The sequence below is a fragment of the Lentzea sp. NBC_00516 genome (genome assembly GCF_036346835.1).
In the GTDB taxonomy this organism is placed as follows: domain Bacteria; phylum Actinomycetota; class Actinomycetes; order Mycobacteriales; family Pseudonocardiaceae; genus Lentzea; species Lentzea sokolovensis.
Genome location: NZ_CP107840.1, coordinates 4,684,673 through 4,700,847, shown reverse-complemented (window position 1 = coordinate 4,700,847; position 16,175 = coordinate 4,684,673). Strand labels below are relative to the sequence as shown.

Annotated in this window: 11 protein-coding genes; 8 read left to right on the top strand and 3 right to left on the bottom strand. The window is 68.5% G+C overall.

Translation table 11 applies throughout. The features are described from left to right. The first annotated feature begins 51 nt into the window (after positions 1-51). The 3 genes from OG205_RS20355 (at position 52) to OG205_RS20345 (ending at position 4,480) form a co-directional block, all read left to right on the top strand. The gene (locus OG205_RS20355) at positions 52-1,812 is read left to right on the top strand and encodes a hypothetical protein (protein WP_330277816.1); all 1,761 of its coding nucleotides are present in this window, start codon (positions 52-54) and stop codon (positions 1,810-1,812) included. Beyond that, positions 1,809-3,275 (top strand): ABC transporter substrate-binding protein, encoded by a 1,467-nt coding sequence (locus tag OG205_RS20350; RefSeq protein WP_330277815.1) that lies wholly within the window; start codon positions 1,809-1,811, stop codon positions 3,273-3,275. Before OG205_RS20355 ends, OG205_RS20350 begins: the two co-directional genes overlap by 4 nt. A 440-nt stretch (positions 3,276-3,715) precedes the next feature. Then, positions 3,716-4,480 (top strand): hypothetical protein, encoded by a 765-nt coding sequence (locus OG205_RS20345; RefSeq protein WP_330277814.1) that lies wholly within the window; start codon positions 3,716-3,718, stop codon positions 4,478-4,480. Here OG205_RS20345 and OG205_RS20340 read toward each other — a convergent pair. Further along, positions 4,408-5,940, bottom strand: coding sequence for a TIR domain-containing protein (locus OG205_RS20340; RefSeq protein ID WP_330277813.1), 1,533 nt, complete (start codon positions 5,938-5,940; stop codon positions 4,408-4,410). The two genes, OG205_RS20345 and OG205_RS20340, sit on opposite strands and share 73 nt — an antisense overlap. Positions 5,941-6,163: 223 nt before the next feature. Here OG205_RS20340 and OG205_RS20335 point away from each other — a divergent pair, with 223 nt between their 5' ends. Then, positions 6,164-9,685 carry a helix-turn-helix domain-containing protein gene (locus OG205_RS20335; protein ID WP_330277812.1) on the top strand — a complete coding sequence of 1,174 codons (3,522 nt, stop codon included), beginning with the start codon at positions 6,164-6,166 and terminating at the stop codon, positions 9,683-9,685. Between the two features lie 60 nt (positions 9,686-9,745). Continuing rightward, entirely contained in the window at positions 9,746-10,684 is a 939-nt protein-coding gene (locus OG205_RS20330) for a hypothetical protein (protein WP_330277811.1), read from the top strand. Positions 10,685-10,714: 30 nt separating this feature from the next. Here the strand turns inward: OG205_RS20330 and OG205_RS20325 are convergent, their stop codons facing one another. Then, entirely contained in the window at positions 10,715-11,332 is a 618-nt protein-coding gene (locus OG205_RS20325) for a TetR/AcrR family transcriptional regulator (protein ID WP_330277810.1), read from the bottom strand. A 66-nt stretch (positions 11,333-11,398) separates the two neighbouring features. Here OG205_RS20325 and OG205_RS20320 point away from each other — a divergent pair, with 66 nt between their 5' ends. Next, positions 11,399-13,465 (top strand): 2Fe-2S iron-sulfur cluster-binding protein, encoded by a 2,067-nt coding sequence (locus tag OG205_RS20320; protein ID WP_330277809.1) that lies wholly within the window; start codon positions 11,399-11,401, stop codon positions 13,463-13,465. Here the strand turns inward: OG205_RS20320 and OG205_RS20315 are convergent. Further along, positions 13,455-14,426: a helix-turn-helix transcriptional regulator gene (locus OG205_RS20315; RefSeq protein WP_330277808.1), complete on the bottom strand. Its 972-nt coding sequence runs from the start codon at positions 14,424-14,426 to the stop codon at positions 13,455-13,457. The genes OG205_RS20320 and OG205_RS20315 overlap by 11 nt on opposite strands. A gap of 62 nt (positions 14,427-14,488) precedes the next feature. Here OG205_RS20315 and OG205_RS20310 point away from each other — a divergent pair, with 62 nt between their 5' ends. Next, positions 14,489-14,950: a VOC family protein gene (locus tag OG205_RS20310; protein ID WP_330277807.1), complete on the top strand. Its 462-nt coding sequence runs from the start codon at positions 14,489-14,491 to the stop codon at positions 14,948-14,950. A 175-nt stretch (positions 14,951-15,125) separates the two neighbouring features. Further along, positions 15,126-16,136, top strand: coding sequence for a beta-ketoacyl-ACP synthase III (locus tag OG205_RS20305; RefSeq protein ID WP_330277806.1), 1,011 nt, complete (start codon positions 15,126-15,128; stop codon positions 16,134-16,136). Positions 16,137-16,175: the final 39 nt, after the last annotated feature.

The window sequence follows — 16,175 nt, the reverse complement described above, 5'->3', positions numbered from 1 at the left end:
GTTGATGAGCTGGTTCGGCGTCCGAACCGGCAAAGCCGATCGGTGCCCGTCGTGGTCGCACTCGGGCCGAGAGGTGCCGGCAAGACGGCATTGGTGAACGCGCTGGAGGAGAGCTTCACGGGACATGTGCCCAGGGTGCTTCTCGACTTCGAGAAATACCCGGATGCCCGTCCGCACGAAGTGTTCTCGAAGCTGGCCGTCGGATTGAGCAGGCACTGCCCGCAGTTCGGCAGGCTGCCGTTTCCGCTTGTCTCGTTGTGTGCGGCGGTCGTCGCCAGGAAAACAGGCACCGGAGCCGGGGCGCGCGTCGGTGACGAGCTGCGCGCGGTGATCGACGAGGTCAGTCCTACGGTCGGTTTCGCCACGAGGATGGGGGATCTGGCGCGCAGGGTGACCGAGGCGGGCACCGTGCCTGAGTTGGGCGGCGCGGTGGACGTGCTGGTGAAGCTGATCGCGGCGGCGGAGGGACGGCGGCTGTCGAACCGGTTCCGCACCACCGGCGCCGGTGACGCGCAGTCGGTGCTCAGCGATCTCATGACGGCGATCGGTGACGGTGTCGACGACGACGCTGTGGACACGACGTTCGGCAAGGCGTTCTTCGCCGATCTCCGGTACGCCTTCGCCGGTTGGGTCAACAGCGCTCGCAGGTCGGCGAACTGCCTCGTGCTGCTCGACAACACTCATGTGCGGTCAGGACAGGCGTTTCTGGGAGTGCTCCATCGAGTCAGGAGTGAGGATCCGGTCGCGTTCGTCGCGACGAGCAGGGAGTGGAACGCGTCGTGGAGGGACGGGTGGCAGCGGCCGGGAATCGCCGACGAGCGGGGCACCACGCTCTCGCCTCCGCGTCGTCCTGACCAGGTGGCTGGTGACAGCACGGATCCCGAACGGTTGAGTGCGCACTGGTACCTGGTCCTGCTGGGTGAGTTCACCGAGCAGGACACCGCGGAGGTGGCGGCGTCACACGCTTCGTTCGTGCACCGCCTGACCGGGGGACTGCCGTGGGCGGTGCGGCGCGTGGCCTCCGCGCTGCCGGAATCTCCCACCACGGCGAATCTGCGCTCGGTGCTGGACGGACTGGCGGAAGAGTGCACCGAATACCTGTTGCGGGAGTTCGGGAGCCTGACCGAGCGGGACGACCTGATCACCGCCAGCGCGGGGCCGGGCATCGAACTGCTCGCGGACACCAAGGTGCTCGGCTCCGAGATGTCCTACGGCCTCCACGAGCTGAAAGCGCCGCTGGTCAACAACTTCTGGGTGCGCAGGCAGGACGGGCGCCTCGTGCTGAATCCCTGGCTGCGCCGCGTTCTGCTGCATCAGCTGGCAGCGCGTCCCGCCGATCACCGGGCCAGCTGGAACAGGGTGCACACGCAGTGCCGGGTGCGTCACGAGAAGCACGACAGCCAGGTGGACGCTCTCTACCACGGCCTCGCGCTCGGGGACATCGAGGCCGTCGTGGCCCATCTGAGCGGTCCGCTCGACGCCGACGAGGTCCTCTTCGACGAGGACGCGGGCAGGGAATGGCTCCAGGACCTGGACGCGATCACGGCCGCACCCAACCGGCTGACCGCGGACGCCGACCCGCGCGACCAGGTCGAGCAGCTCATCGGAACGGCCAGGCACGCCAAGAACTCCCGGGCACTGTCCCGCCTCGTAGCGGCACAGTGGCTGTACGGCGATCCGCTGGCAGATCCACTCAGGACATTGCGGCAGACGATCGCGACGGCGCTCGACCACATCGCGATCCAGGTGCACGGCGCGGGGACGCTGGCGCTCCAGGACCGCGCGGAAGCGTATCGAAAGGGCTTGTTGTGAGCACGTTGGTCACCCCGCACGTTCCCAGACCCTGGTGGCGCAGGAAAACGCCGTGGATCTTCATCGCGGTCGCCGCGCTCCTCGCCGGCGGCGGTGTCGCGGTACCGATGGTGCTGAACGCCGCACGCACGTGTGCTGACGGCGTTGTGCATCGTGATCATGAATGCGTTGGGGTGACGGACGGCAGTTACGAGTTCGATCCAGCACTCGCCGACGTCCAGCGCCGCATCCGCGCCGAGAACGAGGACGTTCTGGGATCCGGGAAGCCTTACGTCACAATAGGATTCTTCGCGCAGATGACGGTGACGGAGAAGGACTCGGTCTCGATGGGCTGGGTCAAGCACCAGCTGCAGGGCGCCTATCTCGCGCAGTACCGCGCCAACCACGACCGCGTCGCCGGCGATCTCCCGCTGGTCCGGTTGCTGATCGCCAACGCGGGCAGCCAGATCGCGGCGTGGGAACCCGTCGTCAACGAACTCCTGACCAGGACGGCCGCGCCCGATCACCTCGTGGCGGTCGCCGGGATGGGGACCAGCACCGAGAACGCGCGGAAGGCGATGAATCGGCTGTCCGAGCAGGGGATCCTGATGCTGGGTTCGACGGTCACGTCGGACGACCTGCGGAAGATCCCGAACCTGCTGCGGATGGCGCCGACGAACTCCGGGCAGGCGAAGGCCGTCGCCAGTTACATCAAGCCGAAGGTGCGCAAGGCATTGCTGGTGCAGGACGACAGCAGGTCGGATCTCTACCCGGCCACGCTCGCCACGTCGTTCACGGACAACTTCCCCGACCAGGACCACAAGCTCGTGGGTCAGACCGAGTTCTACGACTCCAGTCTGCCGAGCGTCGACAACACGTTCCTGCAGATGATGCCGAACATCTGCAACAGCAAGCCGGAGGTCGTGTTCTTCGCGGGCCGAGGCAAGCACCTCGCCTCGTTCGTCACCCAGCTGACCGGACGTCGTTGTCAGGAGCACCGGATCACCGTCCTCAGCGGGGACGACGTGTCCACCGCCGTCTTCGGCGAAGGTGTCGTCCGCAGGGCGTTGGATTCCGGTGTGGAGGTCGTGTTCACCACGCTCGCACACCCGGAGGCGTGGAATCGCGAACCGAAGGCGTTCGAGAAGGACGCCACGTTCATCTTCGCGGAGCGGATCTGTTCGTACTGCTTCCCCACCGCATTCCCGGACGACTCGCTGGAGGACGCCGCCGCGATCATGGCCTACGACTCGGTGCTCACCGCGGTCTTCGCGATCCGCCGTTCGAGCGGGAAGACCGCGGGTGTGGTCAGCGCGAAGGAGGTCCTCCAGACGAGAAACCGTCTGCACGACACCATGTCCGTGCCCGGAGCCAGTGGGTGGCTGTCGTTCGACAAGGACGGCACGGCTGTGGGCAAGGCTGTGCCGATCGTGAAGCTGCGCGCGGACGGCACCGCGGAGTTCCTCAGCTTGTCGTCGTCATGACCGGTGAGGTGGAAGGAGGCGGGTGGGCTGTCATGGGCGCGGTCGTCTGCCAGATCTCAGCCGCCGAACTCCGCCAATTCGCCCGAGACGTCGTCCGGACTGTTGAGCACGGCAGACACGACCTTGCGGTACAAGTTCGTCGTGTTGCCGTGATTCTGCCTGAGCAGGTCGTACGGGAACGTGGTGCGCAGAAGAACGCAGCACAGATCCTGTCCAGCAGGCGCACCAGGCTCCAGCCGTTGCCCGCGCGGGCAACGGCTTCCGCGGCCAGTTCATGAACGGCGTATCGACCCTTTCAGAATTCCGTTACCGCAGTTGATCAGCCTTCTCGTGTCCAGTTTGTTGTCCATTATTTCGTTGGTGTGGAACGGTAACGCGGGTCCCGGGGTCGGCGAAGTAAGGCGGTGGAAGGTTCAAACCCCTTGTGGAGGCCGCGAATCATGGCCGAGGCCATTACTGACGCGAATGTTTCTGCGGTTCTCCGGGTGTTCGTCCGGGGCTGCGGGCTGATGATCGAGCGGTTGCGGGAGAAGGGAGAACCGGTCGACGTCGGTGAGACCGAGGTGGCCGGCGGCGTGCTCGGCAAGATGCGGGGCCGGCTGACGCAGGCGAGGTTTCCCGGTTCGGACTCGTGGGCGCGGATGGACGTGGACGACCGGACGGACTGGTGGTTCAACAGGGTCGGGCGGCTGACGGCGTTGGTCACGTCGTTCACCGGTCTTGCGCCCGTGATCGGCGAGCGGTTGCCGTTGCAGGACATGCTCGGCTCGGCAGGGCAGGGACTTCTGTTGTGCGCCATGGCGTCCGAGCGCGGCATCGATGACGACGGCACGAAGGTGCGGTTGGTGGGGGCGGTCTTGTTCGGCCGGGACATCGATCTCGCGATGGCGGCGGGCGACGGCGACGACGAGCACGACGAGGAGGTGGTCGGCCGGCTGGCGGCTGACGCCGTTGCCGGGAACTCCGTGGAACCGCGGAGGGGCACGAAGTTCGAAGTCGCCGCGGCTGCGAAGCTGTTGTGGCGCCAGGGACGAATGATCTCGGCCATCCGCGAAGAACTGGAGAACCGGCCCAAGGGCCACGCCCATCACGTGATCGTGGGCAAGGTGCCGGTTGTCGGCATGGCGAGCAGCTACCTCAACGAACGGGCGGCTCTCAAGCGGTGCGCCAAGACCGCGAACGAGTGGATCGCGGTCAACGGCTGAGATGTCCTCCGAACCACATCACCGGAGCACGACCTCGGTGTGCTCGCGGCGTGCACGACGTACGGGTCCAGCCGCCACTCGGTGCCCTCACGCGAGGCCACGAACCGGTGCAGCAGCGACTTCAGCGCGTTGCCGAGCTCCGAGGGGCTGATGTCCGGCAGTTCCTTTCGGAGCGCCGCGGCCGGGAGGGTTGTCCCGGACTCGTTGGCGACTCGCAGGAGCAACGACTCGATCGTCGTCATGTGGTCCAGGACGGGGTGCACGTGCGCGAACACGGCTTCCGCCACTTCCGGCAACGCCGCGAGCTCGTCCTCGAAGGACACGTAGGACGACAGGCCCTGGCGGTCGCGCAGGTAGTCGCCCATGGCCGTGAGGGCTCCCGCGTTGTGTCCCAGCCGGCGGATCAGGTGGTCGCGTGCGGCGCGGTCCTGGTCGTCGTCCGGTTCGCGGTAGACGTCGAGCAGCGTGGTCGCGTCCTCTGCCGGGAGCGGGCCCACCCTCACCACCGGCAGGGTGTCGCGGAACTGGTCGACCTCGCTGATCAGGATCGTTCGCGTGTGGGTGCCGGTGGGCAGCGGCAGGAGTTCCAGCACGTCTGTGCCCGCGTCCGGTGGGATGTCGTCGATGATCCAAAGGCTGCTCTGCTCGTTGTCGCAGAGACGTTCGACCAGGTCTGCGTCGGGCACGTCGTGCAGTTTCCGGGCCTGTGCGATGCGACGGAGCTCGCCGAGGTAACGCTCGTGCGGGGTGGCGTCCGGTGCCCCCGCCAGGCTGAGCCATTCGACGCCTCCCGGGAACGCCGCGGCGAATCGCCAGGCGTAGGCCGTCGCCAGGGCCGTCTTGCCCGCGCCCGGCAGGCCGGACACGGCGGCGGCCGGGCTGCCGATGGTGTCCGCCTGCAGTGGGAAGCCGGTCGCGTGCAATGCGCTGTGCAGATCCCAGAGCTCGCGGTAGCGCCCGGCGAAGTTCTTCAGGTGTTTCGACCTGTGCACTGGCCACTTGCCGGGGAAGCTCGGTGCGGTCGCGCCGATGGTGCCTTCGAGAGAGGCGGCGCGCTTGGCGACCAGCTGTGCCAGAGCCTGCACGTCCGTCCCTGGCAGGGCGTACTTCGCGTCCGCGAGCTCGATCGGGCGCAGGTGCTCTTCGGTCTGCTCGGGGTTGATCACCATGATCCGCTTGCAGCCGTCGCCCTCGCGTTGACCTGCGAGGAAGGCCATCATCAGCTCGTGCCGGCATGCCACGCGGGCCGCGTACTTCTCCGAGTAGTAGGCGACCAGGGACCTGGAACAGCGCAGGCCGTCGAGGATGGTGTCATTGATGCCGGAGAAGGTCTCGATGCTGTGCTCGTCGAAGAAGACTCGCAGGCCGTGAGTGACGCGCAGTTCCTCGGCCAGCTCGCGGCCGGATGACCGGTCTACGCCGGAGAATGACAGGAACACGTCGTACATTGGGTCGCGCAAGTCGGTGGATCCTCTCCGAAGACGACGTCGTCGTCCCTGGCACTGTCGCGGTCGAGGGTCCTCATTGGTATCAGCAGTCCATCGTGGACGGTGCCAGAACGGCGTTCCACAGCGTTACAAACCCGGTTTGAAACGGTGTGGAACGTAGCCGGCCGCTGACACCGCGTGTTCGTGCCCGATCATTGCAGGTGGCGCGGCAAACGAACGTTCGTGAGGAGGCGCTGTGGACGACTCGAAGACCTTCGGCGCCAGAGTGCGCGAACTGCGCATCGCTCGCGAACTTTCCACGAAAGCGCTCGGAGACCTGATCCACTACAGCAAGGCCCAGGTCAGCAGGGTGGAGCAGGGACATTCACCGCCCACCACCGCGTTCGCCGCGGCCTGTGACCGGGTCTTCGGGACGGGCGACGAGCTCGCGCAGGCCGCGGCGGCGCGTGCCGTCAGCGCCAGGCGTGCGGAAACCGTGCTCGTGTCCGACCTGCCCAGCGCGCCGCCCAGGCTGATCGGCAGGGAGGCCGAGGCCGGTGCGGTGATGCGGCATCTACGCGCCGGCGACACCCACACGGCGCGGGTGTGCCTGTTCCACGGCATGCCCGGCGTGGGGAAGACGGCGATCGCGCTGTGGGTCGCGGGACTGCTGCGTGAGGACTACCCGGACGGTCAGCTCTACCTGGACCTGCAGGGCTACCAACAGGACAACCAGCCCGTCACGCAGGACGAGGCGCTGTCACGGGTGCTGCGGAGGCTGGGCGTGCCCGGTGAACTGCTGGTGTCCAAGAGCACCGGCGAGCGTGGGGCGCTGCTGAGGCAGAAGCTCGCGAACCGCAGGGTCCTGCTGATCCTCGACAACGTCAGCAGTGCCGAACAGGTGTCGCACCTGCTGCCGTCGAACGGCCGGTCCGCCGTGGTCGTGACCAGCAGAAAGCCACTCACCTCGCTGGGTTCCACGCTCATCAGGCACGTGCGCGAGCTGGCGCCGGCGGACGCGGGGGAACTGTTCCGCCTGGTGGCGCAGATGGTGCCCGGTTCGGACGACCGCGGTGACCCCGCGCAGATCGCCGAGATCACCAGGTTGTGTTACGAACTGCCGCTGGCCGTGTGCATCGTCGCCTCCAGGTTTCGCGACAACCCGGTCCGGCGCCTGGAAGACGTGGTCGCGCGGCTGACCGACCAGTCGGCGCGGCTGCGTGAACTCGACGACGGCGAACGAAGTGTGACGGCGGTCTTCGCCGCGTCCTGCGCGACCTTGTCCGAGTCGCACCAGGCGATGCTGTCCCTGCTCGCGCTGCATCCCGGACCGAGGGTGGACGCGTACGCGGCGGGCGCGCTGGCGGGAATCAGCCCCGCCCTCGCGGAGGACGTGCTCGACGACCTGATCCGGTCAGGCATGCTCGAACGTCACTCGCACAACGCCTACCGGCTGCACGACATGCTGCGTGATCATCTGCGCAGCCCGTCGGGCGGGTTCATCTCCTCCGCCGAGGCCTCCGCCGGTCGGCGGCGACTGTACGACTACGTCCTGCACACCGCGGCCGCGGCGAACACGCGGGCGAACGAGAACCGCTACCGGCTCCCGCTGGATCCGCCGGCCACGGCCGTGATCAGTCCGCAGTTCCCCGACGCGCTGTCGACCAAGCTGTGGATGGACCTCGAAGTCGACAACTTCCTGCCGTTCGTGGTGGACATGAACGCGCGGGAACACCACAACGAGTGCTGGCAGTTCGCCCACCACCTGCGCGAGTACTTCTACGCCAGCAAGCAGTGGGAACTCATGGCGTCGTGTTCGGCGATCGCGCTCGACTCGGCCACGCGCGTCGGGAGCCACCAGGCCACCGGCGTGACCCTGAACGGTCTCGGCCTCGCGCACAGCCAGCTGAACAAGCCGGAAGAGGCGATGCGGTTGTACACGCGGGCCAGGGCGGAGTTCCTCGCTGCGGACGACGTGTACGGCGAGAACAACGTCGTCGCGAATCAGTCGTGGCTCGCCTACGACAGCGAGGACTTCGAGGTCGCTCTGGGCCTCAGCAAGACGGCATGGGCCTTCTACCTGCGTCACGACCAGAAGTTCAACGCGGCGATCGCCCTGGATCTCATCGCCCGGTGCAAGTTCCGGCTCGGCATGTGGAAAGAGTCCGAGGAACGTTTCCTGCAGGCGCTCGAATCCTTCGTGGAGCTGGACTTCCGCGACGGCGACATCGCACAGCTGCTGTCCCACCTCGGCCGGGTGCAGCTCGTCAGAGGGCGGACCGAGGCGGCGACCGAGACCTTCTACGAGGCGATCCAGCGTGCCCGCTTCGGCAAGGCGCCGCGGGAGGAGGCGGTGGCTTTCGAAGGAATCAGCGAGGCGGCCGCAGCGTCGGGGAACCTCGTCGAGTCGAACGCTCACCGAGCCGCAGCCATCGCGTTGTTCGAGGAGGTCGGTGCCATGGACGACGCCGTACGCCTGCGGGTCAAGGCGGTCACCACGATGGGTCCCGAGCCCAAGCCGGCGGTCAGCGCCACGCCGCGCGTGAACGTCTCGCCGCGGCGCTTGACGCTGCTGAGCGTCAACACCGAGTGGTCGTCCGGCAACGGTGGCCTGAGCACGCTGAACCGGGAGCTCTGCGCCGCGCTCGCAGCGCGGGGCGCCGATGTCTACTGCTCCGTCCCCGGTGCGACGGAGGACGAACGTGCTCACGCCGAGTCGCTCGGCGTTCACCTGGTCCACCCGCCACCCGCGCTGGGCCCACCGGTGAGCGCGCTGTCCCGTCCCCCGCGGTTTCCCGACGGTGTCGTTCCGGACGTGGTGATCGGGCACGGCCGTCAGACGGGGGAGCCCGCCATGTGGCTCGTGGAGGACCACTTCCGCGACGCCAAACTCGTGCACTTCTGCCACGTGATCTCGGACCGGGTCGAACAGGTGAAGGAACACGGCGACGGCGAGGACGGGGTGGCGAAGGCGGATCAGCGCTGGAAGGCCGAGCTCGTCATCGCGGAACGCGCCGAACTCGCCGTCGGTGTCGGCCCCGTGCTGCACCACTACCTGCGTGACCGTCTGCGGGGCACGACCGGCAGGGAACCGCATCGCCTGGATCCGGGGTTCGACACGTCGGGAAGGGCTGCGGAGCAGCCGCCACCGAGTGACACGGTGCGCGTCCTGTTGGTGGGCAGGCTCAGCCTTCGCGAGGCCAGGCTCAAGGGCGTGGACCTGATCGCCCGTGCGCTCGGGCACGCGCTGGCGCACCGGGGAGCGCACGATCCCGACGTGGAACTCGTTCTGCGCGGCGTGCTCGACAGGGACGGAACTGCGCTGGTCGAGCAGGTGCGGAAGTGGGCGGGCGCGGTGCCGTTACGTGTTGTGCCCCGCCCGTACTCCGCCGACGCGGCGACCCTGGCGCAGGACCTCTACCAGTCGACGGTCGTGGCCATGCCCTCACGGGCGGAGGGCTTCGGCCTGGTCGGTCTGGAAGCGATCACCACCGGGGTGCCGACGCTGGTGAGCAGGCGCAGCGGTCTGGGAGCCCTGCTCGACGAGGAACGCGGTGATCTCTCCGTCGAGCTCACGAACCGCCTGATCCCCGTGACCGACGACGAGAAGGTGGACTCCCTGCGGTGGGGCGACGCGCTGTCGGCTCTGCTGAACAACCCGAAGCCGGCGTTCGCGGCGGCGCGGGCGCTCCGCGAGGAGATGGCCGTCAAGCGGACCTGGGCGATGGCGGCGGAGAAACTGCTGACGGAGCTCCACTCTCTTGTGCGGAAGCACTGATCGGCGGAACGGGATCGAAATCGACGCTGGGGGAAAGGCGTCGGTCCTAAGCTGCGTCACATGGTCGATGACGACGCTGTCGCCGGGTGCAGGCTGAAGGTCACCGCGGAGTTCGAGGTGGACGTGGCCGACCCGGCGGCGCTGGAGCGGGCGGCGCTGGCGCACATCGGCGGAATGGTGTTCGCGCTGGACGAGGACTCCGAGGAAGCGCAGGAACAACTGCGTGCCGCTGAACGTGATGTCGTCGCAGGGGACTCGGCCGCCGCGCTGTCGCTCCTTCTCGACCTGGACGCCGTCGTGGACGTCGACGGTGTCGAGGTCGGCGGTGCGGAGTACTCGGTCGAGACGAACGGTCATTCGCGACCGGTGTTGCCTGATTTCGCCGCGTTGTTCGAGGTGTGCGCGTGCGGGCTGCCGTCGTGCGGGCGGTGTGCCGGGATTCAGGTGACATCGCGTACGGCGGCTGTGTTGTGGAACATGGCGGGGCTGCTCGCCGATCACGCGTACGACGACGTGATCGAGTACGGCGATGATCCGGTGACGACGACCGCGCAGTGGTCGCTGTTCGACGAGTTCCCGCGGATCACGTGGAGGCAGAACGCGATCTGGCGTCGTCAGGCGGCGCGGTCGTTCGACGATCTTGCCGAGGATCTGGCGGCGGGGCGGGTGCCGCAACCGTGTTGTGCGGCGGAGGAGATGGCGCTGCACCTCATGCTGAGCCACGCGAGTGACGCGGTCGACGACGGCTGGTCGGGCCTGGAGAACGATTTCAGCGCACTTCCGAAGCACACCGACGATCTCGACTGGGACCTGCTGAGGGAAGTCCTCTTCCAGGACAACGACATTCTCGAGCTGTTCGATCCCAGCCGGGACGGCATCGAGGATCCGGACGACGAGCAGAACAGGTACCTGCGGATGGGCGACTACACCGCGCCCGCGTGGTTCACGCCCTTCGACGACCCGTCGACCCGTGATCCGCGCAGGCCGTTCCGCCGCTGACCGCGATCGACCAGGTCCGCGCCTGGTCTTCTAGTCGCCGCGCAGGTAGCGGGTGACCATGTGCACGAGCTCGTTCTCGAACGTCTCGACCGGGGTCGTCTGCGGGGACGCGGCAAACCGGTGGGTGTTGAGCTCCACTGTGAACACGATGAGGTCGACCGCGGTGTCCAGGTCGTGCACCCGGACGTCGGGGTGCCGGGCGAACAGGTCGCGGACCTGGGCGACGCGCTGAGCGCCGTGCCGGGTGATCGTGTCGCGCAGCTCCTGCGAGAACTGGCCTTCCTCGACCATGATCCGGAGCAGCTGGGGGTCGTCGCGGTGGTTGTCGATCGCGTCGCGGACCAGGGCCCGCACGACCGGTTCCAGGGTTCCCGGTGCCAGGTCGAGCTCTTCGGTTCCCGTCCACGTGCCGCGGTCCACGTGGCGCACCAGAAGCTCGGCGAGGATCGCGTCCTTGTTCGGGAAGTACTGGTACAGCGAACCGATCGAGACGCGTGCCCGTTCGGCGATGCGGTTCGTGGTGCCCGCCGCGTAGCCGTGCTCCGCGAAAACGTGAGCAGCCGCGGTGAGGATGCGGTCCCTGGTGAGTTCCGCACGAACCTGTCGAGGCTTCCGACGTGGGTCGATGTCGCGGTGGGCCGACGGCATGACGGTCTCCTCGAGGGGCGGCAAAAGCGAGTATTCAAGACGTGAGCAAAAGCTCATAATAGTGGTATGAGCTGGGAAAACAAGCTGGAAGACAGTCGTCTGCTCACGACAGTGGACGAGGTCGAGGCGGTGGTCGGACGGCCCGCGTCGATGGTCGTGTTGAAGCAGCTCAAGGCACTCGACGAGGGATGCGTGGAGGTGCTCACCCGCAGTCCGATCGCGGGGTTCGGGTACCGGGACGCGGAGGGCGCGGCCACGACGTTCGTCGGCGGCAGGCCCGGGTTCGCGCGGGTGCACTCGCCGACGCGGATCTCCTTTCCGGTGAACGGATCCGTCGCCGACGGGCCGGGGTCGCTGGTCTTCCTGCTGCCGGGCGTGGGGGAGACGTTGCGGGTCAACGGGGTCGCGCGTGCTGGCGCCGAGGTGACCTTCGACGTCGAGGAGGTGTACGTGCACTGCGCGCAGGCCGTCCTGCGTTCCGGGTTGTGGCAACCACCCGCACCGGCGGAGCCGGCCCCCGAGATCAGCGACGGTCCGCTCGCGCAGGCCGGTGTCGCGGACTTCCTCGTGGCGGCACCGTTCCTGGTTCTGTCCACATGGGACTCGACGAGTGGGAGCGACACCAGTCCGCGCGGTGACAGAGGAGCGGTCGTGCGGATCGTGGACGGCCGCACGCTCTTGATGGCGGACCGCAAGGGCAACAAACGCGCCGACTCGTTGCACAACCTGCTGCAGGACGACCGGCTCTCGTTCGCCGCGCTGGTCCCGGGACGGACCGGTGTGCTGCAGGTCCGCGGCCGGGGGAGGATCACCGTCGATCCCGCGCACCTGGAACCGTTGGCGCTGCACGGAACGCCGCCGCACGCCGCGTTGCTCATCGACGTCGAGACCGCCGAGCTGGTCGTGAGCGACGCCGTTGCGCGGGCGCGGATGTGGACCGCGGACGTCGATCGCGACGTGCCGGACCTGATGGCGCTGGCGGGCCGGCACCTGGCCGCCAACACGGGCAGCAGGCTGCTCGGGATCACGCGGCTGATCCCGGAGAAGTGGCTGCGGGCGGTGATGAACCTGGCCTACCGCTCCGGCCTGCGCAAGGAGGGCTACGAGATCGCGAGCCTCCGGCCCCGTGCCGCCGCGCAGGACCCGTTGCGGGAGGTGCGTGTCGTCGGGGTGCGCCGCGAGACGCCGAGCGCGGTCACGGTGGTGCTGGAGGACGGGAAGCCGTTCGACTTCAAGCCCGGCCAGTTCTTCACGCTGGTGGCCGATGTCGACGGCCGCCGGGTGCGCAGGCCCTACTCGGCGTCTTCGGCACCTGGTTCGTCGCGATTGGAGGTCACGGTCAAGCAGGTCGAAAGTGGACGGTTCTCGACCCACGTCCACGGTCTCGCGGTCGGCGACAGGCTGTTCGTGCGTGGCCCGTCAGGCGCGTTCCACCTGCCAGAGGATTCCGGCGACGGTGTGGTGCTCATCGCGGCGGGCAGCGGTGTCACGCCGATGATGAGCATGATCCGCACGCTTCTCAGCACATCCGGCACGGGTCGAATCGCGCTCCTGTACAGCAATCGCGGTGTCGAGGAGACCATCTTCGACGCCGAGCTGACCAGGCTGGGCGAGCGACACCCCGGCCGTTTCTCGGTGACGCACGTGCTGACGTCCCGGGAAGGGCGCCTGGACGCCGCCGGCGTGCAAAAGTGGATCACCGCCCTTGCGTTGCCCGGCCCCAGGTTCTACGTCTGCGGACCGGAACCGTTGATGGACACCGTTCGGCAGGCGCTGAACGAACTGGGCGTCCCCGGCGAGCACGTTCTCGTCGAGCGTTACGCCAGTGGACCGTCCGCGGCGGTCGTTTCCGACACACCGCAACGGATGCGCGTCGAGGACGGCGGGCAACCCGTTGGCGCGGCGGTGGTCGAGCCCGGTCAGACCCTGCTGGACGCGGGGCTCGCGGCCGGTCTGCCGATGCCGTACTCCTGCACCGTCGGCAGTTGCGGCGAGTGCGTCGTGAAGCTGCTGGGCGGCAAGGTCTCGCAGCAGGAACCCAACTGCCTCACCGTGCAGCAGAAAGCCGCCGGGCAGGTGCTCGCCTGCACCAGCACGCCGCTGACGGAGGTCAGCGTGGACGTCAAGGGCTGAGCGCTGCCCTGGCGGCGCGGCGGGACAGGTCGGCGAACGCGTCGCGCAGGGCGGGCGGGCCGACCACCTCGACGTCGGCGTCGAAGTGGGCCAGCTTCGCGGCGAGCGCGGCCCACGACCACGCGCCGGTCAGCAGCCTGGTCCGGGTGCCGGCCTCCTCGGCCGTGTCGCCGCCGGTGAACGGGGCCACTTCGGCGAGCGGCAGGTCGAGGATCACCTCGCCGCGGCAGGGCCAGGCGTCGGTGTCGGAGCCCTTGAACCGGGCGGACAGGAACGCGGCGACGTCACCTCCCGGCACCTCGCGCGGCTGGAAGCGCGGGCCGTTGGGGGTGCGGAGCGTCATGCGGTCGGCCCGGTACGTCCGCCAGTCCTCGCGTTCCGGACTCCACCCGACCAGGTACCAGCGGCCCGCCCGGACCACGAGGTGGTGCGGCTGGACGCGGCGCGGCGGCCCCGGCGTGTCCGGGCGGCCCGGGGCGGCGTAGTCGAACCGCAGTTCCTCGCAGGCCCGGACGGCGGTGCTCAGCGCGAGCAGGAGGCCGGTGTCCACCTGAGGGCCGCGACCGGCCGGTTCGATCTCCAGCGCGTCGATGCGCTGACGCAGGCGGGACGGCATGACCTGGCGGACGGTCGCCAACGCCCGTGCGGCGGCCTCCTCGATGCCCGCGCCGGTGCCGACGGCGATCCGCAGCGCCACGGCGAGCGCGACGGCCTGGTCCTCGTCGAACAGCAGCGGGGGCACCTGAGTGCCCGCTTCGAGCCGGTACCCGCCGTCGGGGCCCTTCACCGCGTGGACGAGGTAGCCGAGCTCACGCAGCCGGTCGACGTCGCGGCGCACCGTGCGTTCGCTCACACCCAGGCGCTCCGCCAGCAGGCCGCCCGGCCAGTCGCGGCGGACCTGCAGCATGGACAGCAACGACAGCAGGCGACCGGACGTGGTCGTCGAGGCGGCGATCGGCATGCGGTCAGCCTCGCACAAGTAGCGGACGTTCCCTGTCCGCTACTGCTGACAGAGTCCCTCTCATGTCACTCAACGCAGTTACCCACCTGAACTTCCGCGGCCAGGCAAGGGAGGCGCTGGAGTTCTACCGCTCGGTGTTCGGCGGGCAAATCACCGTCATGACGTACGCCGACTTCGGCATGCCCGCCGAGGTACCCGGCGCCAAGAACGTGGTGTTCGGCGAGGTCGTCGGCGAGAACGGCTTCCGCGTCATGGCCTATGACGTGCCCGGATCCGGCGAGCCGGTCGCGCCCGGCGAGCCCACGACCCACCGGGTGAACGGCACCACGGTCACCGAGGAACCGTTCTTCCTGTCCGTGCGTGGCGAGAGCGTCGACGAGGTCGCGCCGGTCTGGGAACGGCTCGCCGAGGGCGCGACGGTGATCGAGAAGTTCGGCCCCGCGCAGTGGTCGCCCGCTTTCGGCATGCTGGCCGACCGGTTCGGCGTCACGTGGATCGTCGACGTCGCGGCCGCCCACGTCTGAGGCCGTTCAGGGGGCGGGATCACCCCCCGCCCCCTCGGTCGACCTGGACCGGTCCAGGTCGCTGAAGTCCTTTCAACGGAACAACTCCGTCTCGTAGATGGGAAAGGACATCGCGCTCCCGCCCTGTACGTTCAATCTCATTCCCCCTTTGAGGCTGTGAGAAAGAGGACGCACGGTGAGTGAGCACACGCATCGCCCGGTACCGGTGCTGGAGGCCGTGGCCGGAATCGTGCCGCCACGGGTCGTGTCCAATGAGGACCTTCCGGCGCACTGGGACACGAACGATGTCTGGGTTCGCAGGCGCACCGGGATCGGCACCCGGCACTGGGTCGACGAGGGCACCTCGACGGGGGATCTCGCGCTGGCCGCGGCGCGGGCGGTGCTGGCGAAGAGCCCGGCCGGTGACGTGGACGCGGTGCTGGTGGCCACCTCGACGCCGGACCACCCGATGCCGGGGATGGCTCCTGTGCTGGCCACGCGGCTGGGGCTGGGCGGCGTGGCCGCTTTCGACGTGTCCGCGGTCTGCACCGGCTTCGTGTACGGGCTGGCCACGGCGAGCGGGATGATCGCGGCCGGCATCGCGCGGCGGGTGCTGCTGGTGGCGGCGGACGTCTACTCGACGTTGATCTCGCCGGACGACCGAGGCGCCGGTGTGGTGTTCGGTGACGGGGCCGGTGCGGTGCTCCTGCGCGCGGGCGAGTCCGGTGAGGCGGGCGAGGTGCTGGGGTTCGACCTCGGCAGCGACGGTGCGGGTCATGACCTCATCACCGTGCCCGGCGGGGGTGCGCGCGGACGGGCGGAGCCGGGGCGGTACGGGCCCACGGACTGCCATTTCCGGATGAGCGGGCGTGAGGTCTTCCAGCACGCGGTCACTCGAATGACTGAATCTTCCCTTGCCGCACTGAAGAACGTGGGCTGGACCACAGCGGAGATCGACCGCGTCGTCGCCCATCAGGCCAACGCCAGGATCCTCTCCCTGGTGGGACAGCGACTGTCCATTTCGGACGACAAGGTCCTCGGCAACATCAGCCGCGTGGGCAACACCGGCGCTGCCTCCATCCCGCTCGCGCTGGCCGACGCCGTGGCTCGCGACGAGATCCACGCGGGGGAGAAGGTGCTGCTCACCGCGTTCGGCGGCGGGTTCACCTGGGGGTCCGCCACCCTGGTGTGGCCGAAGATCGTCTGAGCTCCGTCCGACGAGTGCATCGCTGCTCGCGGCCCGGAC